We start from the raw sequence: 25815 nt of genomic DNA, 5'->3' as shown, positions 1-25815 counted from the left end.
GTGAAACCACCGTGGTCGTTCCGACCCGGGCGCTCACGCCAGTTCGGCGACGGCAGTGCCGACCGCGCGGTGGAAGGTCGGGTAGGCCCAGATCGTGGCGGCCAGCTCGGCGATCGGGATCCGCGCCGAGACGGCGAGGGAGAGCAGGCCCAGCACCTCGCCCCCGCTGGGGCCGGCCGAGGTGGCGCCGACAAGGGTGTCGCCGTCGGCGACGAGCTTCACGAAGCCCGCATTGCCGTTCGACCCGTGGATGTAGCCGCGACTGCTCGCGGACAGCTCCGTCTGGGCCGTGCGGACCCGGCGTCCCTCCGCTCGGGCCTGCGCCTCGGTCAGGCCCACCGCGCCGATCTCGGGATCCGTGAAGGTCACCCGCGGCACCGCGTGATAGCGGGCGGGGGCACCGCCCTGGCCGAGGATCGCACGCACCGCGACGTCCGCCTGGTACATGGCCATGTGGGTGAACGCGCCCTTGCCGGTCACGTCGCCGATCGCCCAGATCCCGACCGGCCAGCTGCCCTGTGTGCCGACCACGCGCAGTCGCTCGTCGACCGGGACTGCCCGCGCCTCCGAACCGAGGCCGAGCACGCCGCCGCCGATCCGGTCCAGCGCGATCCTGCGGCCCGTCGCGACGAGCAGCCGGTCCGCGGAGAACCGCTCGCCCCGCTTGCAGAGCAGCTGGAACCGTCCGTCGCGGTACTCCACGCCCTGCACCTCGACGCCGGTGTGCACGGACACGCCGTCGGCGCTCAACACCTGCGTCAGCAGGTCGCCGGACTCCGGCTCCTCGCGGCCCAGCAGCTGCGGTCCCGCCTCGACCACCGTGACCGCGCAGCCGAGCCGCTGCCAGGCCTGCCCGAGCTCCAGTCCGATCGCCCCGCCGCCGATGATCAGCAGCGACTCGGGCAGCTCCTCGGCCTCGATCAGCTCGCGGTTGGTCCAGTAGGGCGTCGCGGCCAGACCCGGCACGGGGGGCGCCGCCGGCTCGGAACCCGTTGCCAGCACGATGGCCTGACGTGGCCTCAGTACGGTCTCGCGCTCGTCCGCGCCGAGCACGGTGACCTCACCGGGGGCGGTCAGTCGGGCGGTGCCACGCAGGAAGCGGCCGCCGCGTCCGGTGAACCGGTCGACGGCGACCTTGTCGTTCCAGTCGTCGGTGGCCTGCCGCACCCGGCGGGCGACGGGCCGGAACTCGGGGTGCACCCGTGCGATGCCGGCCATGCCGGGGATGCGTCGCGCCTCGCCGACGAGGTCGGCCGAACGCACCATGATCTTCGACGGGATGCAGCCCCAGTACGGGCACTCACCACCGACCAGCCGTTCATCGACCCCGACGACGTCCAGGCCGGCGTCGGCCAGCCTTCCGGCCAGATCCTCGCCTCCCGGGCCCATTCCGATGACGACCGCATCCGGGGTCTCTCGCACCGTTGCAGGCATGACGGCCTCCCGGTCAACAGGTGAACTTCGGGGGACGGCTCGGTTCACACCACGGTACCGGGCGCGGCGGCCTATGGCACGGTGAAGGTCTGCAGAATCTCCTCGAAGCGCTGGTAGCCGGTGGTCCAGTCGTCGACCGGGTAGGCCACGAAGGTGTCGTACTCGTTGCCGTTGGGCGCCTTGTAGAACTGCTCGATGCCGTGCATCTTCTGCCCGGTGGCCTTGGTGGTGAAGAGGAACTCGATCTGCGCGCCGACCGAGTTCTTGAAGTTGTTGGTGTTGTAGTGCAACAGCTTGTAGCTCTTGTCGTTCGCCTGGAGCTGCGACATCAGCCACTTCGCCTGTTCCACGGCGGAACGGGAGTTGGCGTAGGTGTACCCGAAGATGATCTCGTAGAGGTCGTTGCCCGGGCTGTAGGTGATCGCAAGCGGGCCCTTGGGGGCGGTGCGCACCCACGGCTGGTCGGTGCTCACGGGCAGGCCGAAGCTGAAGCCGTACGGGTCGTGCGTGAGCTGGTAGCCCGGCGGGACCTGGACCGGCTGGTCCGACGGGGTGGCGGACGCGCCGGAGGTCGGCTTGTCCGTCGCGGAGGGGCTCGCGGACTTGTGCCGGTGGTTGTACCAGTACGTGCCGCCCGCACCGGCGCCGCCGGCGATCAGCGCGGCCACCAGCAGCCAGGCCCAGCGCCGCCCACGTCGCGGACGAGCGGAGGCGGGCCCCTGCGCGAGACCGTCGCCCTGCCCGCCGTACGTACCCTGGCCGCCGTACGAATCCTGGCCGCCGTACGTACCCTGGCCGCCGTACGAATCCTGGCCGCCGTGCGTAGCCTGGCCGGCGTACGACCCCTGCCCGGCGTACGTACCCTGCCCGGCGTTGTCGTGCGCCGTGCGGCCGTATCCGTTGTCCTGCGTGCCGGTGTACCCGGCCTCGTCCGCGAAGAGCGGCCCGCCGAGCAGACGGGGCGCGCCGGAGGCGGAGGCCGGGACGTGCGGCGCGTTCTGCGCGGGCACCCGGGCCGTGGGCGCCGTCGCGCCGCCGCCCAGTGCCCCTCCACCGACGGCCGTACCGCCGCCCGTCGCGCCGCCGCCCGCGGTGCCGCCCGCGGTGCCGCCCGACGCGCCGTTGACCGCCGTGCCGAGGGTGGTCGGGGTGTAGCCGGGGAAGCCCGCGTCGGTCTCCCTGCCTGCGGCGCCGAGGCGGTCGACGGCCGGAACGGCCTGGGTCGGGGTCCGCAGCGGGCTCGCGCCCAGGGACTCCAGGGTGATGTTGGTGGTGTGGCCGGCCGCGATGTTCTCCAGCATGCGGCGCACGTCCGTCGCCGGAGGACGCTGCTGCGGCTCCTTGGCCATCAACGCCTGCAGTACCGGCGCCAGCGGGCCGGCGTTGCGCGGCTCGGGCAGCGGGTCGGTGACGACGGCCGCCAGCGTGGTCAGCGGCGACTCGCGACGGAACGGGGACTGGCCCTCCACCGCCGCGTACAGCGTCGCGCCGAGCGCCCACAGGTCCGACTCCGGACCGGGGCGGCCGCCGTGGACGCGCTCGGGCGCCAGGTAGTCGGGCGAGCCGACCAGGTCGCCGGTGCGGGTGAGCGCCGAGTCGCCGACGAAGGTGGCGATCCCGAAGTCGGTCAGCACCACCCGGCCGGTGCCGCGCTCCAACAGCACGTTGGCGGGCTTGACGTCACGGTGGATCACGCCGGCCAGGTGGGCGCGCTCCAGCGCGGCGAGCACCTGGGCACCGATCCGCGCGGCCTCGCGCGGATCGATCACACCCTCCTGCTCCACGAGCTCGGACAGCGAACGGCCGTCGATCAGCTCCATCACGATCCACGGCTTGCCGTCCTGCTCGACGACGTCGTGGATGGTGATGACACCCGGGTGCTTGATCCGCGCCGCGGCGCGGGCCTCCTGCTTCATCCGGGACTGGACGATCTGCAGATCCTCCTCGGCCAGGTGTCCGACGGAGAGCTCCTTGACCGCGACCTCGCGGTCGAGCATCTGGTCCGTCGCACGCCACACCGTGCCCATGCCGCCGCGCCCCAGGCGCGGGCCCAGCAGGTATCTACCCGCGAGCACGCGGCCCGCCTCCGTACCCACCGTCTGCCCCCTAGTCGCGGATCCTGCCGTTGCTTCCCGTTCCGCGGCAGGAACCGCGGTACGCGCACCCTATCCCTACCGTCGAACACCTCAGCGTCCCGGGCACGGCCTTGAGACCGGGATGTGACGCTTCGGCAGCGAAGGTCCCGTTCCCCGCCCGGACCGGGGTCTACGCGCGCTCAGCCCTTCAGGTTGGCGGCCAGCGCCAGCGTGACCAGGACCACAAGGATAATCGCACCCACGAGGACCGGACCCAGCAGCGCGCCACGGCGCCGGGGCGCCGCATGGTGGTGCCGTTCCGGTCTCCGGTCGACCATCTCGCTCGAAGCGCGCGACCGCTGCGCCGGCAAGCCGCCGGGTCTCGGCGCGGGCAGACGCGTCCCGGTCGGCAGCTCGACAGCACCACCGCGACCCGCCCCCGGCGGCAGCGCGGCCAGCTGCGCCTCGCGGTCCAGCGGCTCGGGCGCACGCAGCAGCAACTGGCGCAACGCGGCCCGCACCTGGGCGAGGCCGGGACGGCGTGCGGGGTCCTGGTCGAGCAGCCGGTCCAGCAGCGGGCGCAGCGGTCCGGCGGGCCGGGTGTCCGGCCGGAATCCGGCCCGGACCGCCGCGAACAGCTCCTCGACCCCGCCCTCGGGATACGGCGGCACGCCGGTGACCGAGCGGTAGAGCAGGACACCCAACGCCCAGGTGTCCACGGCCGGGCCGACCGGCAGCCCGGCGGAACCGACGATGCCCAGCTGCTCCGGCGCCCACCGTTCCGGCACCGCACCGACGATGACGGCCCGTGCGTCCCTGGCCCGCACCCGTGCCGGGCTCCAGAGCGACGTCGGCACCGAGGCACCTGCCTCGACCGCGCCCGGCCCCCCGCACAGGGCCTCCTGCGCGGCGGCGGCCGCGAGACCACCGAGCAGCGCGGCACCGTCCTCGCAGACGGTGACCGTGGCCGGGGTCAGATTGCCGTGGACCAGCCCCGCCCGGTGGATCACCTCCAGACCCGCGCTGACGTCGTAGGCCAGTTCGGCGGCACGGTAGGGCGACAGCGGGGCCCGTTCCAGCACCTGGGCGAGCGGCGCACCGGCCACCCACTCCCCCGCCACCCACAGGTAGCCGTCCTCGGCGAAGACCTGGAACACCTGGCTCAGCCGCGGGTGGTCGGGCACGGCGCGGGCCGCGGTCGCGGCGTGCCGCAGCGCGGTCGAGCGCGCGTCGCCGCCGTCGTCGACCACGCCGTCGCCCGCACCCTCGAAACCGCCGGGACCGCCGGGAAGGCCGTGACCGCCCGGACCGTCCTGGTCGAAGGGCGTCACCAACTCCGGCAGCGGCACCGCCTCCAGCAGCACCGGCGCGCCACTGCGCAGGTCACGCGCCTCGACCGCGCCCCCGCGCCGTCGCTCGGTCAGCTGGTAGCGCTCGGCGAGAAGACGGCCACCGGAGGCCTTGGCCATCGGTTCAGCCCCCCGCCGGCTGGAAGCTCTTGAAGAAGTCGTCGATCAGGGTGGCGTTGCGGGCGCCCTGCCAGGCCGCCTCGGATGCCGTCCAGTAGATCGCGTAGCCGTGGGACGCGTCCACCACGAAGCCGCGGTTCAGCGAGTGCCGCTGGACCAGGCCCGCGCGGAAGGTCCACTCCCAGTCGGCGGCGTCCCACCCCCGGTACGGGACCGCCCCGAGCCGGACCAGGTGGTAGTCGGTCAGACCGGCGGCGACCCGCGGCTCCTCGTTCTGCCAGGCCTTGAGCGCACCGGACTTGGCCGGGTGCGGGGTGAAGTCGACGACCAGCGTCCCGGCCGCGCCGGTCCAGCTGACCCGGGTGGCGGTGCGCGCGGTCTCCCGCCAGCCGATCGGGATCGCGATGGTCGAACCGCCCGGACCGGTCACGGTGTGGAAGCCGGCGGCGGGGTTCCGGTCCGTGCTCGGGGCGTCCGTGCCGGCGCGCGGCGACGAGGAGGCGCCGTCCTGGCTCGACGCGCCGCCGCCACTGCCGGCGGCACTGCCACTGCCGGTGCCACTGTCGTGGTGCAGCGCGGCCACGGCGGCGGTGACCAGCAGCACGGCCGCGACGACGATCGCGGCGACGAACAGCGGACGCCGCGACCTTCCCGACGACGCGGGCCGCCCCGACCGCCCGGCGTGCCCGGAACGCCCCTCCGTCGCGGTGTGGTCGTACTGGTGAGTGACCGTCGGCGCGGCCGAGTCCATCGGCGCCGTCGGACGGGTCGGCACGGACGGCACGGTCGGCAACGGCTGGACCCGGGTGGGGTCCGGCGCCGGGACGGACTGCGTCGGAGCCTCCGCCACGCTCCCCAGGTGGGCCGTGGCGCGCGCACGGCGCTCGTACTCGCCGATGACGCCGCCCAGCATCCGGCGCGTGGTCGAGGCGTCGAGCCGCTGGGCCGGGTCCTTGTGCAACAGCCCGGCGACGACCGGCTGCAGCAGCTTGTCACCGCTCAGTGTCGGCACCGGCTCGGTGATGACGGCCGTCAGCGTCGACAGGGCCGATCCCTTGTCGTAGGGAGGCACGCCCTCGACCATCGCGTACAGCGTCGCCCCGAGCGACCACATGTCCGCCGGCGGGCCCGGCACGTGGCCGCGGGCCCGCTCCGGTGAGATGTACGAAGGCGCACCGACCAGCATGCCCGTCGAGGTGACCGACGGGTCCCCCTCGACCCGGGCGATGCCGAAGTCCGTCAGCACGACCCGGCCGTCGTACCCGATCAGCACGTTCGACGGCTTCACGTCCCGGTGCAGGATGCCGACGCGGTGCGCCTCGGCCAGCACCCCGAGCAGCTCCAGCGCCACCTCGGCGGCCCGCTGCGGCGGGAGCACGCCGTCCGTGCGGATGACCTCGCTGAGCGAGCGGGACTCGACCAGCTCCATGACGATCCAGGGCCGGCCGTCCTCCTCGACCACGTCGTAGACGGTGACGGCACCGTTGTGCCGGATCCGCGCGATGGCCTTGGCCTCCGTCAGCGTCCGTGCCACGAGCCGGTGCTGCTCGTCGTCGTCCACGCCCGCCGCGAACCGCAGCTCCTTGACGGCGACGTCGCGCCCGAGGAACTCGTCCACGGCGCGCCACACCGTGCCCATGCCGCCCTGGCCGAGCACGGCCGCGAGGCGGTACCGCGAGGCGAGGAGCATGCCGGTGTTGTCCGGGTGCGTGTCGCTCATCCGCGAGGTCCCTCCAAGGGGGTGCCCCCGGCCGAAGGCTGGGGGAGGGTCGTGCCGCGTGGCGCTGTCGCGGTCCATCCTGCCGTGAAGGACGCACAATCAGGCAGGCGGGGTTCGCCTGCGGGCGCAGGGTACCGAACCCGGGTAACCTGCCCGCGCCGCGGTGCCCTGCTCGCGCCGCTCGAGCGGCGCCGCCACTCAGGCGGTACGGCTACACGAGCGGCACGGCGACATGAGCGGCGCAGCCACGTGAGCGGCACGACCACACGAGCGGCGCCGCCACTCCAGCGGCACAGCTACACGAGCGGCACGGCCACATGAGCGGCGCGATCTCTCAAACGCCACGGCCACATGAGCGCCACGGCCACTCAAACGGCGCGACCACTCAAGCACCACAGCCACATGAGCGCCACGGCTACTTGAGCGGCACGATGTCCGGCGCCCCCAGACGCGCCGCGTCCGCGGTCAGGTCGTCGGGCTGCTCCTGCGACTCGCGCTCCGCGGCGACGCGCACCCGGTAGTGCTCGACCTCCTTGTCGATCTGGGCCTTGTCCCAGCCCAGTTCGGCGCCCATCAGGGCGGCCGCCTCCGCCATGACCGCGGTGCCGCGGTCGAAGGTCTCGATGGAGATGCGGGTCCGGCGCGCCAGCACGTCGTCGAGGTGGCGGGCGCCCTCCGCGCGGGCCGCGTAGACGACCTCGGCGCGCAGGTAGTCGTCCGCGCCGCTCAGCGGCTCGGCCAGGCCGGGCTCCTCGGCGATGAGCTGGAGCACCTCCTCCGTCAGCGCCCCGTAGCGGTTCAGCAGGTGCTCCACGCGCGCGACGTGCAGGCCGCTGCGGCGGGCGAGCTCGCCGCGCGCGTTCCACAACGCGCGGTATCCCTCGGCGCCGGCCAGCGGGACGGTGTCGGTGCAGCAGGGCGCGACGCGCTGGTCGAGACCGTGCACCACCTCGTCGACGGCATCCTTGGCCATCACCCGGTAGGTCGTGTACTTGCCGCCCGCGACCACGACCAGCCCCGGCGCGGCGTGCTGCACCACGTGTTCGCGGCTGAGCTTGGACGTCGCCTCGGACTCGCCTGCGAGCAGCGGGCGCAGGCCGGCGTAGACGCCCTCGACGTCCTCGCGGGTCAGCGGTACCGCCAGCACGCTGTTGACGTGGTCGAGCAGGTAGGCGATGTCCGCGCTGCTGGCGGCCGGGTGGTCCTTGTCGAGGGTCCACTCGGTGTCGGTCGTGCCGACGATCCAGTGGCGACCCCAGGGGATGACGAACAGCACGCTCTTCTCGGTCCGCAGGATCAGACCGGTCGAGGAGTGGATCCGGTCGCGCGGCACGACCAGGTGGATGCCCTTGGACGCGCGCACGTGGAACTGCCCGCGCTCGCCGACCATCGCCTGCGTCTCGTCCGTCCACACGCCGGTCGCGTTGACGATCTGGCGGGCCCGGACGACGAACTGACTGCCCGACTCCAGATCGTCGACGCGCGCGCCGACGACGCGCTCGCCCTCGCGCAGGAACCCGATGACCCGGGCCCGGTTCGCGACGTGCGCGCCGTAGGAGGCGGCGGTGCGGACGAGGGTGGTCACGAAACGCGCGTCGTCCATCTGCGCGTCCCAGTACTGCACCGCGCCGACCAGTGCGTCCTTGCGCAGCGAGGGCGCCTGCCGCAGGGCCTGGCGGCGGCTGAGGTGTTTGTGGAGCGGCAGCCCGCGGCCGTGACCGGAGGAGACGGACATCGCGTCGTACAGCGCGATGCCGGAGCCGACGTACGGCCGCTCCCAGCCGCGCCCCTGCAGCGGGTAGAGGAACGGCACCGGCTTGACCAGGTGCGGAGCCAGGCGCCCCAGCAGGAGACCGCGTTCCTGCAGGGCCTCCTTGACGAGCGCGAAGTCGAGCATCTCCAGGTAGCGCAGCCCGCCGTGGATCAGCTTGCTGGACCGGGAGGAGGTGCCGGCGGCCCAGTCCCGGGCCTCGACGAGACCGGTCGCCAGGCCGCGTGTCGCCGCGTCCAGCGCGGTCCCCGCGCCGACCACGCCCCCGCCGACGACGAGGACGTCGAGTTCGCGCTCCGCGAGCCGCGCGAGCGCTGCCGCGCGTTCGGTGGGACCCAGCTTGATGCTTCGCATGACGCCTCCGCGGATGGCCCGGCCTTCCGATCAACACTACGGAAAGTGCGGCGGGATCCGGCTAAAGGCACGGAGTCAGTTGCAGGAACCTTCAGGGGCGCGAGGCTCTGCCGACATGCGGCTCCGCCGCGTGAGCGCGACAAGCCACTCTGTGTGGTGACTCGCCGAGCGAGCAGGGCCGTCCGCGGTGGGTGGTTGCTCGCGCCCGCGCGGCGGAGCCGCGAATCGGCAGAGCCTCGCGCCCCTGGGCTGGGTGCAACTATCGGGCGACAGTCACTTCCACCCGCTGGAACTCCTTGAGCTCCGAGTAGCCCGTGGTCGCCATCGCGCGGCGCAGCGCGCCGAAGAGGTTCATGGTGCCGTCCGGGGTGTGCGACGGGCCGAGGAGGATCTCCTCGGTGGTGCCGACCGTGCCGAGGTCGACACGCTTGCCGCGCGGCAGCTCCTCGTGGACGGCCTCGCTGCCCCAGTGGAAGCCGCGGCCGGGCGCGTCGGTGGCCCGCGCCAGCGCCGCGCCGATCATGACGGCGTCGGCGCCGCAGGCGATCGCCTTGGACAGGTCGCCGGAGAAGCCCACGCCGCCGTCGGCGATGACGTGGACGTAGCGGCCACCGGACTCGTCCATGTAGTCGCGACGCGCCGCCGCGACATCGGCCACGGCGGTGGCCATCGGGACCTGGATACCCAGCACGGTGCGCGTGGTGTGCGCGGCGCCGCCGCCGAAGCCGACCAGGACGCCGGCCGCGCCGGTGCGCATCAGGTGCAGGGCCGCGGTGTAGGTGGCGCAGCCGCCGACGATGACCGGGACGTCGAGCTCGTAGATGAACTGCTTGAGGTTGAGCGGCTCGGCGGCGCTGGAGACGTGCTCGGCGGAGACGGTCGTGCCGCGGATCACGAAGATGTCGACGCCGGCGTCGACGACGACCTTGGAGAACTCGGCGGTGCGCTGCGGCGACAGGGCCGCGGCGGTGACGACGCCGGACTCCCGGATCTCCTTCAGGCGCTGGGTGATCAGCTCGGCCTTGATCGGCTGGCGGTAGATCTCCTGGAGGCGACGCGTCGCGACGGCCTCGTCCTTGATCTCGGTGATCTCCTGCAGCAGCGGGCGCGGGTCCTCGAAGCGGGTCCACAGGCCCTCGAGGTTCAGCACACCGAGACCGCCGAGGCGGCCGATCGCGATGGCCTGCTCCGGGGAGACGACCGAGTCCATCGGGGCGGCCAGGAACGGCAGCTCGAAGCGGTAGGCGTCGATCTGCCACGCGATCGAGACCTCCTTCGGGTCCCGCGTGCGGCGGCTCGGAACGACCGCGATGTCGTCGAAGGCGTACGCCCGCCGGCCCCGCTTGCCCCGCCCGATCTCGATCTCGGTCACCTGAACTGCTCCCTCGGTTGTGCTCAGCGACTGCCAGCGCCCAGTATCTCGCACAACGCCGGAGGGGCCGCGCGCGGCATGCGCCCTCCGCTTCGGCTCCGCTACGGCCGAGGGCCCGCATCGCTCGTTCCTCGCGATGCGGGCCCTCAATCTACGCTGCGCCTCAGCGCGGGCTACCGGAGCGGCCGCTCCGTGAGACGTCCGGTCCAGCAGACGGCTGCTGCGGCGGCTACTTCGAGGAGTAGTTCGGCGCCTCGACCGTCATCTGGATGTCGTGCGGGTGGCTCTCCTTCAGACCGGCCGAGGTGATCCGCACGAAGCGCGCGTCGCGCTTCATCGCGTCGACCGACTCGGCGCCCACGTAGCCCATGGACTGACGCAGACCGCCGACCAGCTGGTAGATGACCGAGCCGACCGGGCCGCGGTAGGCGACCTGGCCCTCGATGCCCTCGGCGATCAGCTTCTCGTCGGAGGTGACGTCGCCCTGGAAGTAGCGGTCCTTGGAGAAGGACTTGGCCTGGCCGCGGGACTGCATGGCGCCCAGCGAGCCCATGCCGCGGTAGGACTTGAACTGCTTGCCGTTGATGAAGAGCAGCTCACCCGGCGACTCCTCGCAGCCGGCCAGCAGGCTGCCCAGCATGACGGTGTCGGCACCGGCGGCCAGGGCCTTGCCGATGTCGCCGGAGTACTGCAGGCCACCGTCACCGATCAGCGGCACGCCGGCCACGTTGGCCGCGACGGCGGCCTCGTAGATCGCGGTGACCTGCGGGACACCGACACCGGCGACGACGCGGGTGGTGCAGATGGAGCCCGGGCCGATACCGACCTTGATGCCGTCGACGCCCGCGTCGATCAGCGCCTGGGCGCCGTCCCGGGTGGCGACGTTACCGCCGACCACGTCGGCCTTGACCGCCGACTTGATCTTGGACATCCAGTTCAGCGCGTTGCGGTTGTGGCCGTGGGAGGTGTCCACGACGATGAAGTCCGCGCCCGCCTCGGCCAGCGCGATGGCGCGGTCCAGGGCCTCGGCGGAGGCACCCACGGCGGCACCGACGATGAGGCGGCCCTCGGAGTCCTTCGCGGCGTTCGGGTACTGCTCGGCCTTGACGAAGTCCTTGACCGTGATCAGGCCCTTGAGCTTGCCGTCGCCGTCGACGAGCGGCAGCTTCTCGATCTTGTGACGGCGCAGCAGGGCCATCGCGTCGACGCCGGAGATGCCCACCTGGCCGGTGATCAGCGGCATCGGGGTCATGATCTCGCGGACCTGGCGGCTGCGGTCCGGCTCGAAGGCCATGTCGCGGTTGGTGACGATGCCGAGCAGGCGGCCCTCGCCGTCGGTGACCGGGACACCGGAGATCCGGAACTTGGCACACAGGGCGTCCGCCTCGGCCAGCGTGGCGTCGGGGGAGACCGTGATCGGGTCGGTGACCATGCCGGACTCGGAGCGCTTGACCAGGTCGACCTGGTTCACCTGGTCCTCGATGGAGAGGTTCCGGTGCAGCACGCCGGCGCCGCCCTGACGGGCCATGGCGATCGCCATCCGGGCCTCGGTGACCTTGTCCATGGCGGCGGAGAGCAGCGGGATGTTCACCCGCACATTGCGCGAGACACGCGAGGAGGTGTTGACCGCATTGGGCAGGACCTCGGAGGGGCCCGGCAGCAGCAGCACATCGTCGTAGGTGAGCCCGAGCATGCCGAACTTCTCGGGGACTCCAGCTGCGTTGTAAGACATGACACCCTTCCCGAAGTGGATCCGCGGACCTGGGGCGGGAAGCTGGTGGCCGCACCCGCCCGACGCGGCACGGCGCCTTGCGGGGGCCGCGTGGGTGAGCAGCTCGGCACCGTTGACTAATTCTACCGGGCCTCGCGAGGCACCCTTGCGCATCTCCAACAACTGAGGTAGCAGTCACATTCCCGAACTTGGGACGATCCTCCAGTTGCCACCCGGGAGCCTCGCGCACCCCTGCCGGCTAGGCCGAGAGCCCCTCCGGGCCCTCGGGGCCGTTCTCCGCCAGCGCGCGGAGACGCGACAGCGCACGGTGCTGGGCGACGCGGACCGCGCCGGGGGTCATGCCGAGGACCTCGCCCGTCTCCTCCGCGGTCAGACCCGCGGCGACGCGGAGCAGAACCAGCTCGCGCTGCCGCTCGGGCAGCAGCGCCAGGAGCTCGCGCATCCACGCGGCGTCGCTGCTCAGCAGCGCGCGCTCCTCGGGACCGAGGGCGTCGTCCGGCGTGTCGGGGAGTTCCTCCCCCAGCGGGACGCTCTGCGCGGGACCGCCGCGCATCGCGGCGCGCTGCAGATCGGCGATCTTGTGAGCGGCGATGCTGTAGACGAAGGCTTCGAACGGGCGGCCCTCGTCGCGGTAGCGCGGCAGCGCGCACAGGACCGCGAGGCAGACCTCCTGGGCCACGTCGTCGACGTGGTGCCGGGCGTTGCCCGGAAGACGGACCAGCTTGGCCCGGCAGTAGCGCAGTACCAGCGGGTGGACCTGCGAGAGCAGGGCGTCGACCGCGTCCGGATCCCCGCCGACGGCGTGCTCGAGGAGCGGCCCGATGGGCATACCGGACCCCTGGCCGGGGCTCGCCTCGTCGTCACGCACTGGTCCATGGTGCCTGGTCACCGGCGAAAACGTGACACCGCACCCTGACTTGTGCATCGGAACGTTATCCGCCACGCCACCACCCCCGCCCTGCCGGACTCCGCGTCACACCATCCATGGTGCGCCCTCGGGTGGGAAACGGGCCATGCCCCCTCCCACCCGGCAGGCCACAAGCCGGTCAGGCGATCAGCGGACCAGGCCCCAGCGGAAGCCCAGTGCCACGGCGTGCGCACGGTCGGACGCACCGAGCTTCTTGAAGAGCCGACGGGCGTGCGTCTTGACGGTGTCCTCGGAGAGGAACAGCTCACGGCCGATCTCGGCGTTGCTGCGGCCATGACTCATGCCCTCCAGCACCTGGATCTCACGAGCCGTCAGCGTGGGGGCCGCACCCATCTCGGCGCAGCGCAGCCGGCGCGGGGCGAGCCGCCACGTCGGGTCGGCGAGCGCCTGGGTGACCGTGGCCCGCAGCTCGGCGCGGGAGGCGTCCTTGTGCAGGTAGCCACGGGCGCCGGCGGCGACCGCGAGCGCCACGCCGTCGAGGTCCTCGGCGACCGTCAGCATGATGATGCGCGCACCCGGGTCGGCCGAGAGAAGACGGCGGACCGTCTCCACCCCGCCCAGACCCGGCATACGGACGTCCATCAGCACCAGGTCGGAGCGGTCCGCCACCCAACGGCGGAGGACCTCCTCGCCGTTGGTGGCCGTGGTCACTCGATCGACTCCGGGCACCGTCGCGACGGCGCGACGCAGTGCCTCGCGGGCGAGCGGGGAATCGTCACAGACGAGAACGGAAGTCATGACCCGCCTCCGTTGCTGATGAGCGTCACCTTGAGCCTCCTGGCTGGTACGAATCGTCACCGGCACGGCCTCCGGTGGACCGGCGTCTTCCCCGACGCCCGTGCCGTTTGCCGCCTCCGCACTCCCAACGACCGTCACCCGAATGAGTTACGGTCTGGCCGCAGCCTCCACCACTCTACGTGTTTGACCCGCTACGGATCATCCACCTCGCGGTGCACACCGGCGCAAATGCGCCGCTCGTACGACGACCGCGCGCCTCGTCGGGCTTGCCGTTAGGCCCAACGAGTGCACCCGCATGCAGGACACGCTTCCCCGCCACGTGGTGGATTAGTCCGTTTTCATGGGATTTGATGGTTATCGGCACGTTATGCAACGCTGATGGCCTCTTGTCCGTTAGATCTGCATGAGTCATATTTCCATCAGTTCGTACTGAATCGCTAGCACCACTCAAGGGATCAACGACCATGGCCGACTACTCACGGCTTCCTGGCCCGAACGCAGACCTGTGGGACTGGCAGCTCTCCGCCGCTTGCCGCGGCGTGGACAGCTCTCTGTTCTTCCATCCGGAAGGAGAGCGTGGAGCCGCACGGACCTCGCGGGAACAGTCCGCCAAGGAGGTCTGCATGCGGTGCCCGGTGCGCGCGGAGTGCGCGTCGCACGCACTGGCGGTACGTGAGCCCTACGGGGTCTGGGGCGGCCTCACCGAGGACGAACGCGAGGAGCTGTTGGGGCGGGCCCGCCGCCGCACCCTCGATCCGCTCTCGCTGCTGCCCGTCGACTGAAACGAGAGCTGACGGAACGTTTCTTCACCGCTCCACCAGGGCCTGTCGGCTTCGTCTACAGGCCCTTGAGCTTCTCCACCATCAGCGCCACTGCCGGAACCCGTCCCAGGTCCGGCAGTGTCAGCGCGACGATCTCCCGGGCCACCTCCGCGGCCAGCGGGACGACGGCGACCCCGTCCGTCCGCGTGGCCGCGAGGGCGAGCCGCGGCAGCACGGCCACGCCCAGTCCCGCGGCGACCAGCCCCAGGACGGCCGGGTAGTCGTCGGTCGCGAAGTCGATCCGCGGCGTGAAGCCCGCGGCCTCGCACAGGTCCACCAGGTGCCCCCGGCACTGCGGGCATCCGGCGATCCACGGGTCCGCCTGCAGCGCGGCGAGGTCGCCGAGCTCCGGTTCCCCCGCGAGCGGGTGGTCGGCCGGGAGAAGCGCCACCAGCGGGTCCCGGCGCAGCCGCGTCACGGCCAGATCGCTCCAGTCCTCCGGCTCGGCGGACGGGTAGCGGAAGGCGAGGACGAGCTCGCACTCGACGGCCCGCAGCATCCCGACGGAGGCCGGCGGCTCGGCCTCGGTCAGCGACACCTGCACCCCCGGCGCCTCCACGCGCAGCGCGGCCACCGCGGCGGGCACGAGCGTGGCGCTCGCGGTCGGGAACGAGACCAGTCGCACCCGGCCCGTCCGCAGCCCCGCGATCCCCGCGACGGCGTCCTCCGCGGCGGCGAGCCCCGCGAGCACGCCCGCGGCGTGCTCGGCGAGCACGCGGCCGGCCTCGCTCAGCGCGACGCCGCGCCCGACGCGGACCACGAGCGGGGTGCCGAGGGAGCGCTCCAGTGCCTTCATCTGCTGGCTGATCGCGGGCTGGGTCAGCCCGAGCTCGCGCGCGGCGGCGGAGAAGCTGCCCTGGCGTTCCACGGCGCGCAGCACGCGGAGATGTCTGGCCTCGATCACGGGGCCAGCTTAGGGACGTCGCACGACCTCAGGGGCGCGAGGAACCGCGCGAGGAACCCTCCCCCGGCCTTCGGCCGGGGGATTGTCGCGCCCACGCGGCGGAGCCGCACAGGTAGCGCCTCGCGCCCCTGGAGGCTGTGCCTCCTGGAGGGTGCGACTTAGCCTTGTCTGCCATGGGAACCCTGATCTCCGTCAACGTCGGGCGGCCGGAGCCGACCGAGTACTCCGATCCCGGCGTCACCGCCATCGGGAAGAAGCCCGTGGACGGCCCCGTCGAGGTCACCGCGCCGACCGAGCGCAAGGGCGTCAGCGGCCTGGCCGGGGACGCGATCTGCGACGTGCGGCACCACGGCGGGGTGGACCAGGCCGTGTACGCGTACGCCCGCGAGGAGCTGGACGTGTGGGCCGAGGAGCTCGGCCGCGCGCTGCCGGACGGGGTGTTCGGGGAGAACCTGACCACCACCGGGCTCGCCGTCTCCGACGCGGTCATCGGGGAGCGCTGGCGGATCGGCGAGACGCTGCTGCTGGAGGTGAGCGCGACCCGCATCCCGTGCCGGACCTTCGCCGGCTGGATGGAGCAGGAGCGTTGGGTCAGGACGTTCACGGACCGCGCGCGCCCCGGCGCATACCTGCGGGTGCTCACGCCCGGCGTGATCCGCTCGGGCGACGCGATCACCGTGGTGCACACGCCGGAGCACGGCGTCAGCTCGGCGGACGTCTTCCGCGCGCTGCACTCCCGTGCGCCGGAGGTGCTCCCCCTGATGCTGGATCTGCCCGGCCTGGCCGAGGGGCACCGCGAGTCGGCCGCGAAGCGGTTGGGGGTCTGAGACGCCGGAAGCCCGGCACCCCCGAGGGGGGCCGGGCTTCCGCGTGATCGACGCGATCAGGCAGCGTCAGTGCGAGTGGCCGTGGCCACCGTGGGAGTGACCGGCCGCGGCCGGCTCCTCCTCCTTCTTCTCGACGACCAGGGTCTCGGTCGTGAGCAGCAGGGAGGCGATGGACGCGGCGTTCTCCAGCGCGGAGCGGGTCACCTTGACCGGGTCGATGACGCCGGCCTTGACCAGGTCGCCGTACTCGCCGGTGGCGGCGTTGTAGCCCTCGCGGACGTCGCCGAGCTCGGCCACCTTGGTGGTGATGACGTAGCCCTCGAGGCCCGCGTTCTGGGCGATCCAGCGCAGCGGCTCGACCAGGGCGCGGCGGACCACCGCGACACCCACGGCCTCGTCGCCGGCCAGGCCGAGGCCGCCGTCGAGCACCTTCTGCGCGTGGACCAGGGAGGCGCCACCGCCGGCGACGATGCCCTCCTCGACCGCGGCGCGGGTCGCCGAGATGGCGTCCTCGAGACGGTGCTTCTTCTCCTTGAGCTCGACCTCGGTGGCCGCGCCGACCTTGATGACGCAGACGCCGCCGGCCAGCTTGGCCAGGCGCTCCTGCAGCTTCTCGCGGTCCCAGTCGGAGTCGGTGCCCTCGATCTCGCCCTTGATCTGGGCGACGCGACCGGCGACCTCCTCGGAGGAGCCGGCGCCGTCGACGATCGTGGTGTCGTCCTTGGAGACGGTCACGCGACGGGCGGTGCCGAGCACGTCCAGGCCGGCCTGGTCGAGCTTGAGGCCGACCTCCTCGGCGATGACGGTGGCGCCGGTCAGCGTGGCGATGTCGCCCAGCATGGCCTTGCGGCGGTCACCGAAGCCGGGGGCCTTGACGGCGACGGCGTTGAAGGTGCCACGGATCTTGTTGACGACGAGGGTGGAGAGCGCCTCGCCCTCGACGTCCTCGGCGATGATCAGCAGCGGCTTGGAGGCACCACCCTGGAGGATCTTCTCCAGCAGCGGGAGCAGGTCCTGGATCGAGGAGATCTTGCCCTGGTGGACGAGGATGTACGGGTCCTCGAGCACGGCCTCCATGCGCTCCTGGTCCGTGGTCATGTAGGGCGACAGGTAACCCTTGTCGAACTGCATGCCCTCGGTGAACTCGAGCTCCAGGCCGAAGGTGTTGGACTCCTCGACGGTGATGACACCGTCCTTGCCCACCTTGTCCATGGCCTCGGCGATGAGCTCGCCGACGGTCTGGTCCTGCGCGGACAGCGCGGCGACGGCGGCGATGTCCTCCTTGCCCTCGACCTCGCGGGCGACGGAGAGCAGGTGCGCGGAGACGGCCTTGACGGCTGCGTCGATGCCGCGCTTGAGGGCGGCCGGACCGGCGCCCGCGGTGACGTTGCGCAGACCCTCGTTGACGAGCGCCTGGGCCAGGACGGTCGCGGTGGTGGTGCCGTCACCCGCGATGTCGTTGGTCTTGGTGGCGACCTCCTTGACGAGCTGCGCGCCAAGGTTCTCGTACGGGTCGTCCAGCTCGACCTCGCGGGCGATGGTGACACCGTCGTTGGTGATGGTCGGCGCACCGAACTTCTTGTCGATGACGACATTGCGGCCCTTGGGGCCGATCGTCACCTTGACGGTGTCGGCCAGCTTGTTGACACCGCGCTCCAGCGAGCGGCGGGCGTCCTCGTCGAACTGCAGGATCTTGGCCATGCCTGGGGTTTCCCTCTCGAAACGACCGCGCCCCGGACCCCGTGGTACGGAGTGCCGGGGCGGGTCACGACTATGCCTTGGCCGCCGGAGCGGTCAGCTGGTCAGGTCTTACTTCTCGATGACCGCGAGCACGTCACGGGCCGAGAGGACCAGGTACTCCTGGCCCTGGTACTTGACCTCGGTGCCGCCGTACTTGCTGTAGAGGACGACGTCGCCGACGGCGACATCCAGCGGAAGACGCTGGCCGTCCTCGAAGCGGCCCGGACCGATCGCGAGGACGACGCCCTCCTGGGGCTTCTCCTTCGCGGTGTCCGGGATGACCAGGCCAGAGGCGGTGGTCTGCTCGGCGTCGAGCGGCTGGACCACAATGCGGTCCTCGAGCGGCTTGATGGCAACCTTGGAGCTGGTGGTCGTCACGATCCGACCTCCCCCTTCGGAGATCCGGGGTACACATGTCTTGGGGCGTGAAGACATGGCATGCCCGTCGTCGCGGTGCCGGACGTACCGTCTCACGCTTAGCGCTCTCGTGTGGAGAGTGCCAACGACGACTGTAGGCGGCGGTTAGCACTCGGTCAACCAGAGTGCCAACGCGTCGCCCATGTGTTTCGACGGCGGGGCCCCGTCACAATGGTCCCGTGCGCACCGAAGACCTCCACGCCCTGCTGACGCCCGAGGGCCAGGACCTGCTGGCCGAGCTGCGGGACTACTCCCCCGGCGACGAGTTGGCGCTGGCCACGCGGCTGCGGCGGACGCACCCGGCGGAGCTGGTCTCCGCCGCGCTCGCGCAGGCGCGGCTGCGCAGCCGGGCGGAGCCGAAGTTCGGCGCGGACGCGGCCCGGATGTGGTTCACGCCCAACGGCGTCGAGCAGTCCACCCGCCGCAACGTGGCCGAGTGGCGGGCGCAGCGGATGAGGGCGCTCGGGGTCACCTCCGTCGCGGACCTCTGCTCGGGCATCGGCGGGGATGCGATCGCGCTGGCCCGGGCCGGGATCAGGGTGCTGGCGGTGGACCTGGACCCGGTCACCCACGCCGTCGCGCAGGCCAATGCCGAGGCGCTGGGCCTGGCCGACCTGATCGAGGCCCGCTGCGCGGACGTCGCGGAGGTCGACACGACCGGCTGCGACGCCGTCTTCGTGGACCCTGCGCGCCGTGGCGGGCGCGGCCGCATCTTCGACCCGGAGGCCTACGCCCCGCCGCTCAGCTGGGCCGTACAGGCCGCCCGCAAGGCCTCCGTGGGTGCCATCAAGGTGGCCCCGGGCATCCCGCACGAGGCCGTCCCCGAGGACGCCGAGGCGGAGTGGGTGTCGGAGGCCGGGGACGTGAAGGAGGCGGCGATCTGGTTCGGCACGAAGGCCGCCGAGCCGCACCGGGCGACGCTGCTGCCCGCCGGGGCCAGTCTGACGGGCGGTCGGCTGCCGGACCCGGAGCCGGGGCCGGTCCGGCGCTACCTCTACGAGCCGGACGGCGCCGTGATCCGCGCGCACCTGGTCGCCGAGGTGGCCGCCGAGCTGGAGGCCACCCTCATCGACCCGACCATCGCGTACCTGACGACGGACCAGCTGACGCCCACTCCCTGGGCCACCGCCTACGAGATCACCGACACGCTGCCGTTCAACCTGAAGAAGCTCAAGGCGCTGGTCCGCGAGCGCGGCATCGGGACCCTGGTCATCAAGAAGCGCGGCTCCGCGATCGAGCCGGAGGAGCTGCGCAAGAAGATCAAGCCGGAGGGGGTGAACTCGGCGGTCGTGGTGTTGACCCGGGCCGCCGGTGCACCCGTGATGCTGGTGGGTCGGCCCGCCTGAAGGGTCAGGCCGGCGGAGCGATGTAGTCCTCGAGCCGGGCCACGCTGAAGCCCTGCTCCTCGATCCGCTTCACCATGTTGACGAACATCGCCACCATGGACTCGCCCTTGAGCTCGGAGGGCCCGCGGAAGTGGGCGAGGATGATGTCGCCGGGGCGCAGCTTCCTGTCCGCCGCCTGGTACTGGAAGCCCGTGATCTGCATCGTCTCCTTCCACAGGATGATCGCGCGCGGGCCGCACGCCTGGACGGCGGTGTTGAGGCTGCCGGTGTACGCGCCCGCGCCGTAGGGCGGGCGGAACAGGTAGGGCGCGGTGCCGTAGACGGAGGTCAGCGTCTTCTGGTCCTCGCAGACCTGCTGCTTCTGCGCCGCGAGCGAGATGGTGTTCATCGGCGGGTGGCTGACGGTGTGGTTCTCGATGCGGTTGCCGAGCGCCTGGAGCGGCTTGAAGTAGCCGTAGTCGTTCTTGATGATGTCCTTGGTCAGGAACATCGTGACGGGGATCTTCAGATCCTCCATCAGCTTCACGAAGCGCGGGTCCTTCTCGGCGCCGTCGTCGAGGGTGATGAAGACGACCTTGTCGGTGGTCGGGATGTGCGAGATCACCGGCACCTTGCCCGTCGCCGACAGCTTGACCGGCTTGTCCGCCGGCGGCGCGGGCGCGGGGAGCAGCGGCTTGAGGCCCCACTTGGCCCACAGGGCCGCGGGGACGGAGTCGTTGGACGTGCCGTCGCCGAGCGGTGAGGCCGTCTCGGTGGGGACGCCCGTCGGCTGCGGCGCGGCCTTGGCACCCGACCCGCTTCCGCAGGCCGCGACGGTCAGGGCCATCCCGAGCGCGGTCACCGCGCCGAGCCACTTCTTCATTTCTACGAACCTGGTGCTCTCTACTCGGACAGACGGTGCAACTCATCATGAGACGCCGGAACGTGCGTCTCGGTTACGGGAAGGGAAGAGTCCGCCGAGAGATCGAACGCCGAGGGGGCCCGGTCGCGCCGGACCATCTCCGCGCCGAGCGCGGCGACCATCGCGCCGTTGTCGGTGCAGAGCTTCGGACGCGGGACACGCAGGGTGATGCCCGCGCGGTCGCAGCGCTCCTGGGCCATCGCCCGCAGCCGGGAGTTGGCGGCGACGCCGCCGCCGATCATCAGGTGGTCGACGCCCTCGTCCTTGCAGGCGCGGACGGCCTTGCGGGTCAGCACGTCGACGACGGCCTCCTGGAACGAGGCGGAGACGTCGCGGACCGGCACCTCCTCGCCGGCCCGGCGCTTGGCCTCGACCCAGCGCGAGACGGCGGTCTTCAGGCCCGAGAAGGAGAAGTCGTAGGCGGGGTCCTTGGCGCCGGACAGCCCGCGGGGGAAGGCGATGGCGGCCGGGTCGCCCTCGCGGGCGTAGCGGTCGATCACCGGGCCGCCGGGGAAGCCCAGGTTGAGCAGGCGGGCGACCTTGTCGAAGGCCTCGCCGGCCGCGTCGTCGATGGTGGCGCCGAGCGAGCGGACCTCGCTGGTGATGTCCTCGGTGAACAGCAGCGAGGAGTGGCCGCCGGAGACCAGCAGCGCCATCGTCGGCGAGGGCAGTCGGCCGTGCTCCAGCTGGTCGACGCAGATGTGCGAGGCAAGGTGGTTGACGCCGTAGAGGGGCTTGCCGAGCGCGTACGCGTAGGCCTTGGCGGCGCTGACGCCGACCAGCAGCGCGCCCGCGAGGCCGGGCCCGGCGGTGACGGCGATGCCGTCGAGGTCGCTCGCCTTGATCCCGGCCTCGTCCAGCGCCCGCTGCACGGTCGGCACCATGGCCTCCAGGTGCGCGCGGCTGGCGATCTCGGGCACGACGCCGCCGAAGCGGCCGTGCTCCTCGACACTGGAGGCGACGGCGTCGGCGAGCAGGGTGGTGCCCCGGACGATGCCGACGCCGGTCTCGTCGCAGGAGGTCTCGATCCCGAGGACCAGCGGTTCGTCAGCGGCCATCGTCAGTGCTTCCCTCATCTGTCGTCGGACCGTCGGCCATCAGGCGGCGCATCACCAGGGCGTCGACGCCGGACGGTTGGTAGTAGTTGCGGCGGAAGCCCACCGGCTCGAAGCCGAAGCGCGTGTAGAGACGCTGCGCGCGGTCGTTGTCGACGCGCACCTCCAGCAGCAGTTCGGTGCAGCGGGCCGACTCGGCCTGGTCGAGCAGGCGCTGCAGCAGCCGTGCGCCGAGGCCGGTGCCCCACTGGTCCTCGGCCACGGCGATGGTCTGCACGTCGCCCTCACCGGAGATCGCCATCAGGCCCGCGTACCCGACGAGGCGGCCGTCCGCGTCCTCGGCGACCGTGTACCAGCGGGTGGCGCGGGCGTGCCGGGCGTCGGCGAGCTCGGACCAGAACATCCCCGCCGACCAGGCGTCCTCGGGGAAGAGCTCGCGCTCCAGCTCCAGCACCGGCTCGATGTCCCACCAGCGCATCTCGCGGAGCGTCGCCGTGCGCGGTTCGAGCGAGGTCGTCATGCGGGCAGCACCGTCTTGTAGTTCTTCGGCACCTCGGCGTCGGGGCGGCGCAGGTACAGCGGCGTACTCGGAGAGGGCAGCTCGGCGGAGGTCCCGGCCGCGACGGCGTCGGCGGCGAAGGCGGCGAGCGCGGCGGCGGACTGGTGGGCCGGGCCGTCCTGCACCGCGCCGGGGAATGTCTCCGGGTAGAGCAGCGCCCCGGCCCCGACGGAGGGCAGCCCCGCGACCTTCTCGGCGATGTCGGCCGGGCGGTCCACGGCGGGGCCCTCGACGCGGACGCCGTCGGCGTCGTAGCGGGCCCAGTAGACCTCCTTGCGGCGGGCGTCGGTCGCGACCACGAACGGGCCGCTGACGGCGCCGGTGTCACGGGCGGCGCGGGCGATGCCGTCGAGGGTGCAGACGCCGTGCACGGGGATGCCAAGCGCGTGCCCGAGGGCGGCGGCGGTGGCGAGGCCCACCCGCAGGCCGGTGTAGGGGCCGGGACCGACGCCGACGGCGATGCCGCCGACCCGCTCCTTGGCGACGCCGGCCTCCCTCAGCACCGCGTCGATCGTCGGCAGCAGCAGTTCGCCGTGGCGTCGGGCGTCGATCTGGTCGGCGGACGCGAGGACCTCACCGGTCCCGGTGTCGAGGACGGCGGCCGTGACGGCGGGCGTGGCGGTGTCGAACGCAAGCAGAAGCACGGTCCCAGGTTAGAGGGTCCGGCAGCGGGGGGCCGGGGGAGGAGCGCCCGCCGCGGAGCGGCTGGTGTTCACAGCGGGCCGAGTCTGGGCGGGGCGGACGAGAGGGGCACCTCCCGGCCGAAGGCTGGGGGAGAGTCCGTGCGGAGCATCGGCGACTGAGGACAACCCGGCCAGGGGCACCCCCGGCCGAAGGCTGGGGGAGAGTCCGGGCGTCGCGACGCCGGCCCCTCGCTGCCGGACCCTCTGGTGTCCCGCTCCGGGCCGGTGCCGCCCTGCTTGTCGCCGCGGGCAGGTGGAAGGATGAGAGGCTTAGGCCACTGCTTGCCGCTGTCGTTGGAGGATCCCCGTGGCGAAACTCGGTTCGGGCTCGGTCGTCACCGCGCTGACCGCCGGCGCGCTCGCCGTCGTGGCCATGCTCGCCGTGCAGGCCAAGAGCTCCGCGTCGACGACGACCGCGTCCGGTGCGGGCGGCAAGGCGCCGGCCGTCTCCGCCAGCAGCAAGCCGGGCACGAAGGCGACCCCCGACAAGCCGGTCGCCGTGCCGAAGGACTCGGGCAGCGGCAAGCGCGTGGTGTACTCGGTCGGCCAGAAGCGGGTGTGGCTGGTCGACCCGGCCCAGTCGGGCGCGACGCGCACGTTCACCGTCCAGCCCGGCACGCTCGACCCGGCGCCGGGCAGTTACGCGGTGATGAGCACCGAGGCCGGCCCGGCCACCGGCTCGGACGGCAAGAAGGTCGAGAACATCGTCCGCTTCACCACCCGCGGGGGCCTCTTCATCGGCTTCAGCGCGGCGGTCGACGGCTCCACGCCCGCCCCGGACCCGGCCAGGAAGACCGGCGGCATCCGCGAGACCGTCGCCGACGGACAGGCGCTGTTCGCCTTCGCGCCGTTCGACACCAAGGTCGTCGTCGTGGCGTGAGCCGCCGAGGGACAACGGAACGGGCCCCTCACGCCGTCGGCGTGAGGGGCCCGTCCGTTACGTGGTGCTCAGGTCACCGGAAGTGGTGCCAGTTGTACGACTCGATGTAGGACAGCGTCGGCGAGCCGACACCGGTCACGTCGTCGTAGCCCTTGGTGGCCGCGAGCGAGGAGTCCTGACCCAGGGTGCGGAGCGAGACCGCGAGGCCGTTGCTCGCGTCGACGCCGTTCGCGAAGTCCACGCGGGCGACCGCCAGGCCGACCTTCGGGCCGAACGGGTGGTCGGTCACGTCGTGGAGCAGACCGTGGCGGGCGTAGATCGCCGGGTTGGCGAAGCCGAGCGGGAAGCCCTGCTCCTGCTGCGCCAGCGCCTGGATGGCCGCGAAGACCGGGGAGGCCAGGCTGGTGCCGCCGATGCGGTACTCACCGTACTTGACGGTGCCGTTCGGCCAGGTCTGGGTCTGGCCGACCAGGAAGCCGGTGTTCGGGTCGGCGACGGCCGCCACGTCCGGCACGACGCGCATCGCGGCCTTGGTGCCGTTCGCGTGCGACAGCGCCGCCGGCACGATGCCGTGCTGGTACCAGGGCTGCGTGGTGCGCGCGCTGGTGCCGCCGCCCGCGCCGCCGTGGTAGGCGCCGGGGAAGCCGACCCAGCTCTTGCCGTCGGTGGACAGGGTGGACTTGCCGGTGCCCCAGCCCGTCTCGAACTCGTAGTTGCCGTGCTTGCCGACAGCCAGCGAGGTACCGCCGACGGCCGTCACGTACGGCAGGGAGGCCGGCGAGTCGCTCTGCTTCGTGCCGGTGTTGGCGACCTCGTCGCCGTTGTCACCGGAGGAGAAGTAGAAACCGATGCCCTCGGCCGCACCGCGCAGGAAGATGTTGTCGTAGACCGCGTCGTTGGCCGCGTCGCTGCCCAGCTCCGGCTCGCCCCAGGAGTCGGAGACGATGGTGGCCGTGCGGTGGTCGACGATGTAGCTCAGCGCGTTGATCAGGTCGCTGTCCTGGCAGGACGCGGCACCGACGTAGCGGATGTCCGCCGCCGGGGCGACCGCGTGGACCGCCTCGATGTCGAGCGTCTGCTCGCCGTACCAGCCCGACGCGCCGCAGCCGTTGGGGTTGGCCTGGGACGGGTCACCGGTGTTGGTCCAGGTGGCCGCGTCGATCTGCTTGAACTGGCCCGCCTTGTACGGCGCGTCGCCGTTGCGGTGGGCGTAGGTGGCGATGTCCGACTTGATGGTCGGCGAGTCGTACGCGTCGACGATGGCGACGGTGACGCCCTTGCCGGTCCGGCCGCTGGCGGTGGCGCCGTAGGCGTCACGCAGCTGGTGGCCGTTGTAGCCCTTGACGGTGTACGGGACGGTCCTGCCGTACGCCTTCGGCAGGGACTTGGCCAGGTTCTGGCCGTAGTACGACGAGAACGGACCGGCGTTGACGAACGCGGCGCCCGGGCCGGGCAGCGTGTCGTCGTGCGTCGCCTGCGTCGGCTTGTTGTCCAGGCCGGTGATGGCGACGATGTCCGACGCGATGTCGGCCGGCACGACCGGCGAGGTGGCCGGGGCGCGGTAGACGTGGCCCGACACGGCGTAGTCGTGCAGCTTGACGCTGAAGGCGGCCTGGACGGTGGACACGTCACCGGTGACGGAGACGTAGTTGCCGGCCGGGTCGACGGACGTGCGCAGACCGGCACCCTTGAGCCAGGTGACGATCCGGTCGATCTGGGCCTTGGTGGCCCCGTAGCGCTGCTTGACCTGAGCGGGGCTCAGGTAGTGCCCGTAGGCGGCGTTGCTCGGGTCGGACGCCGCGGCGGCGAACGCCTGCAGCCCGGCCTGATCCCCCATCACATAAACGCGTGCGGTGACGGAGTTGTGCGCCGCGGTCTGGCCGCGGTCGACAGCTGCCGCGGTCCACGCCGGCTTACCGCCTGCGACAACGTGCCCCGAGGGCGACGCAGCGACGGCGGGCGCTCCCACGGCGACGGCAGCGGCAAGCAACGGCAGTGTCGCTGCCAGTGCCACGCCTGCTCGCCGATTGACTCCCCTGATGTGCATCAAACGCCCCTCCCCGGGCCGCATGAACAGTGGGCTTCACGA

The 25815-nt window shown here is 72.2% G+C and carries 21 protein-coding genes; 4 read left to right on the top strand and 17 right to left on the bottom strand.

Features of this window, described 5'->3' with window-relative positions:
* Positions 1 to 33: 33 nt before the first annotated feature.
* From BMY61_RS12495 to BMY61_RS12455, 9 genes are all read right to left on the bottom strand, one after another.
* Positions 34 to 1434: a dihydrolipoyl dehydrogenase family protein gene (locus BMY61_RS12495; RefSeq protein WP_042451848.1), complete on the bottom strand. Its 1401-nt coding sequence runs from the start codon at positions 1432 to 1434 to the stop codon at positions 34 to 36.
* A gap of 71 nt (positions 1435 to 1505) precedes the next feature.
* Positions 1506 to 3530 carry a serine/threonine-protein kinase gene (locus BMY61_RS46080; protein WP_236656205.1) on the bottom strand — a complete coding sequence of 675 codons (2025 nt, stop codon included), beginning with the start codon at positions 3528 to 3530 and terminating at the stop codon, positions 1506 to 1508.
* Positions 3531 to 3709: 179 nt separating this feature from the next.
* On the bottom strand, positions 3710 to 4978 hold the full coding sequence (locus tag BMY61_RS12485; protein ID WP_052438981.1) for a protein kinase family protein: 1269 nt from the start codon (positions 4976 to 4978) through the stop codon (positions 3710 to 3712).
* Positions 4979 to 4982: 4 nt separating this feature from the next.
* Positions 4983 to 6698, bottom strand: coding sequence for a serine/threonine-protein kinase (locus BMY61_RS12480; RefSeq protein ID WP_042451846.1), 1716 nt, complete (start codon positions 6696 to 6698; stop codon positions 4983 to 4985).
* Between the two features lie 415 nt (positions 6699 to 7113).
* A complete protein-coding gene (locus BMY61_RS12475; RefSeq protein WP_042451844.1) occupies positions 7114 to 8823 on the bottom strand; it encodes a glycerol-3-phosphate dehydrogenase/oxidase in 1710 nt (569 codons plus the stop codon).
* 259 nt (positions 8824 to 9082) lie between these two features.
* Entirely contained in the window at positions 9083 to 10195 is a 1113-nt protein-coding gene (locus tag BMY61_RS12470; RefSeq protein WP_042451843.1) for a GuaB3 family IMP dehydrogenase-related protein, read from the bottom strand.
* A gap of 229 nt (positions 10196 to 10424) precedes the next feature.
* Positions 10425 to 11927, bottom strand: coding sequence for an IMP dehydrogenase (gene guaB / locus BMY61_RS12465; protein ID WP_042451840.1), 1503 nt, complete (start codon positions 11925 to 11927; stop codon positions 10425 to 10427).
* A gap of 238 nt (positions 11928 to 12165) precedes the next feature.
* Positions 12166 to 12795: a sigma-70 family RNA polymerase sigma factor gene (locus BMY61_RS12460; protein ID WP_042451839.1), complete on the bottom strand. Its 630-nt coding sequence runs from the start codon at positions 12793 to 12795 to the stop codon at positions 12166 to 12168.
* A 186-nt stretch (positions 12796 to 12981) separates the two neighbouring features.
* Entirely contained in the window at positions 12982 to 13593 is a 612-nt protein-coding gene (locus BMY61_RS12455) for a response regulator transcription factor (protein WP_030251459.1), read from the bottom strand.
* Positions 13594 to 14057: 464 nt separating this feature from the next.
* Between BMY61_RS12455 and BMY61_RS12450 the strand changes: the two genes are divergently transcribed.
* Positions 14058 to 14375 (top strand): WhiB family transcriptional regulator, encoded by a 318-nt coding sequence (locus BMY61_RS12450; RefSeq protein ID WP_042365498.1) that lies wholly within the window; start codon positions 14058 to 14060, stop codon positions 14373 to 14375.
* 55 nt (positions 14376 to 14430) lie between these two features.
* Here BMY61_RS12450 and BMY61_RS12445 read toward each other — a convergent pair whose 3' ends face one another.
* The gene (locus BMY61_RS12445; RefSeq protein WP_042451837.1) at positions 14431 to 15318 is read right to left on the bottom strand and encodes a LysR family transcriptional regulator; all 888 of its coding nucleotides are present in this window, start codon (positions 15316 to 15318) and stop codon (positions 14431 to 14433) included.
* Between the two features lie 173 nt (positions 15319 to 15491).
* Between BMY61_RS12445 and BMY61_RS12440 the strand changes: the two genes are divergently transcribed.
* Positions 15492 to 16145, top strand: coding sequence for an MOSC domain-containing protein (locus BMY61_RS12440; RefSeq protein ID WP_042451835.1), 654 nt, complete (start codon positions 15492 to 15494; stop codon positions 16143 to 16145).
* 66 nt (positions 16146 to 16211) lie between these two features.
* Here BMY61_RS12440 and groL read toward each other — a convergent pair whose 3' ends face one another.
* Positions 16212 to 17846: a chaperonin GroEL gene (gene groL / locus BMY61_RS12435; RefSeq protein WP_042451833.1), complete on the bottom strand. Its 1635-nt coding sequence runs from the start codon at positions 17844 to 17846 to the stop codon at positions 16212 to 16214.
* Positions 17847 to 17954: 108 nt separating this feature from the next.
* Positions 17955 to 18263, bottom strand: a complete 309-nt coding sequence (groES, locus tag BMY61_RS12430; protein WP_042451831.1) for a co-chaperone GroES — start codon at positions 18261 to 18263, stop codon at positions 17955 to 17957.
* A 218-nt stretch (positions 18264 to 18481) separates the two neighbouring features.
* Here groES and BMY61_RS12425 point away from each other — a divergent pair, with 218 nt between their 5' ends.
* A complete protein-coding gene (locus BMY61_RS12425) occupies positions 18482 to 19648 on the top strand; it encodes a class I SAM-dependent methyltransferase (RefSeq protein ID WP_236656203.1) in 1167 nt (388 codons plus the stop codon).
* Between the two features lie 4 nt (positions 19649 to 19652).
* Here the strand turns inward: BMY61_RS12425 and BMY61_RS12420 are convergent, their stop codons facing one another.
* Genes BMY61_RS12420 through tsaB form a run of 4 tightly spaced genes read right to left on the bottom strand, consistent with a single transcriptional unit; the run spans position 19653 to position 22807 of the window.
* Complete coding sequence (locus BMY61_RS12420) at positions 19653 to 20510, bottom strand: polysaccharide deacetylase family protein (protein ID WP_042451828.1); 858 nt, start codon at positions 20508 to 20510, stop codon at positions 19653 to 19655.
* Between the two features lie 20 nt (positions 20511 to 20530).
* The gene (gene tsaD / locus BMY61_RS12415; protein WP_042451827.1) at positions 20531 to 21607 is read right to left on the bottom strand and encodes a tRNA (adenosine(37)-N6)-threonylcarbamoyltransferase complex transferase subunit TsaD; all 1077 of its coding nucleotides are present in this window, start codon (positions 21605 to 21607) and stop codon (positions 20531 to 20533) included.
* Positions 21597 to 22124 carry a ribosomal protein S18-alanine N-acetyltransferase gene (gene rimI, locus BMY61_RS12410; RefSeq protein ID WP_042451826.1) on the bottom strand — a complete coding sequence of 176 codons (528 nt, stop codon included), beginning with the start codon at positions 22122 to 22124 and terminating at the stop codon, positions 21597 to 21599. Before rimI ends, tsaD begins: the two co-directional genes overlap by 11 nt.
* A complete protein-coding gene (gene tsaB / locus BMY61_RS12405; protein ID WP_042451824.1) occupies positions 22121 to 22807 on the bottom strand; it encodes a tRNA (adenosine(37)-N6)-threonylcarbamoyltransferase complex dimerization subunit type 1 TsaB in 687 nt (228 codons plus the stop codon). Before tsaB ends, rimI begins: the two co-directional genes overlap by 4 nt.
* A 346-nt stretch (positions 22808 to 23153) precedes the next feature.
* On the opposite strand from tsaB, the gene BMY61_RS12400 reads away from it, so the two are divergent.
* Positions 23154 to 23726, top strand: a complete 573-nt coding sequence (locus tag BMY61_RS12400) for a hypothetical protein (RefSeq protein WP_042451822.1) — start codon at positions 23154 to 23156, stop codon at positions 23724 to 23726.
* Positions 23727 to 23799: 73 nt separating this feature from the next.
* Here the strand turns inward: BMY61_RS12400 and BMY61_RS12395 are convergent, their stop codons facing one another.
* A complete protein-coding gene (locus tag BMY61_RS12395; protein WP_042451820.1) occupies positions 23800 to 25773 on the bottom strand; it encodes a S53 family peptidase in 1974 nt (657 codons plus the stop codon).
* Between the last annotated feature and the right edge of the window lie 42 nt (positions 25774 to 25815).

The organism is Streptacidiphilus jiangxiensis (assembly GCF_900109465.1).
In the GTDB taxonomy this organism is placed as follows: Bacteria; Actinomycetota; Actinomycetes; order Streptomycetales; family Streptomycetaceae; genus Streptacidiphilus; species Streptacidiphilus jiangxiensis.
Note: the sequence above shows the minus strand (reverse complement) of the source record. Positions and strands in the feature narration are given on the sequence as shown.

Coding starts and splice junctions, on each gene's coding strand:
- BMY61_RS12495 (WP_042451848.1), bottom strand. CDS start 1,434: ATGCCTGCAACGGTGCGAGAGACCCCGGATGCGGTCGTCATCGGAATG.
- BMY61_RS12485 (WP_052438981.1), bottom strand. CDS start 4,978: ATGGCCAAGGCCTCCGGTGGCCGTCTTCTCGCCGAGCGCTACCAGCTG.
- BMY61_RS12480 (WP_042451846.1), bottom strand. CDS start 6,698: ATGAGCGACACGCACCCGGACAACACCGGCATGCTCCTCGCCTCGCGG.
- BMY61_RS12475 (WP_042451844.1), bottom strand. CDS start 8,823: ATGCGAAGCATCAAGCTGGGTCCCACCGAACGCGCGGCAGCGCTCGCG.
- guaB (WP_042451840.1), bottom strand. CDS start 11,927: ATGTCTTACAACGCAGCTGGAGTCCCCGAGAAGTTCGGCATGCTCGGG.
- BMY61_RS12455 (WP_030251459.1), bottom strand. CDS start 13,593: ATGACTTCCGTTCTCGTCTGTGACGATTCCCCGCTCGCCCGCGAGGCA.
- BMY61_RS12450 (WP_042365498.1), top strand. CDS start 14,058: ATGGCCGACTACTCACGGCTTCCTGGCCCGAACGCAGACCTGTGGGAC.
- BMY61_RS12440 (WP_042451835.1), top strand. CDS start 15,492: ATGGGAACCCTGATCTCCGTCAACGTCGGGCGGCCGGAGCCGACCGAG.
- groL (WP_042451833.1), bottom strand. CDS start 17,846: ATGGCCAAGATCCTGCAGTTCGACGAGGACGCCCGCCGCTCGCTGGAG.
- BMY61_RS12420 (WP_042451828.1), bottom strand. CDS start 20,510: ATGAAGAAGTGGCTCGGCGCGGTGACCGCGCTCGGGATGGCCCTGACC.
- tsaD (WP_042451827.1), bottom strand. CDS start 21,607: ATGGCCGCTGACGAACCGCTGGTCCTCGGGATCGAGACCTCCTGCGAC.
- rimI (WP_042451826.1), bottom strand. CDS start 22,124: ATGACGACCTCGCTCGAACCGCGCACGGCGACGCTCCGCGAGATGCGC.
- BMY61_RS12395 (WP_042451820.1), bottom strand. CDS start 25,773: ATGCACATCAGGGGAGTCAATCGGCGAGCAGGCGTGGCACTGGCAGCG.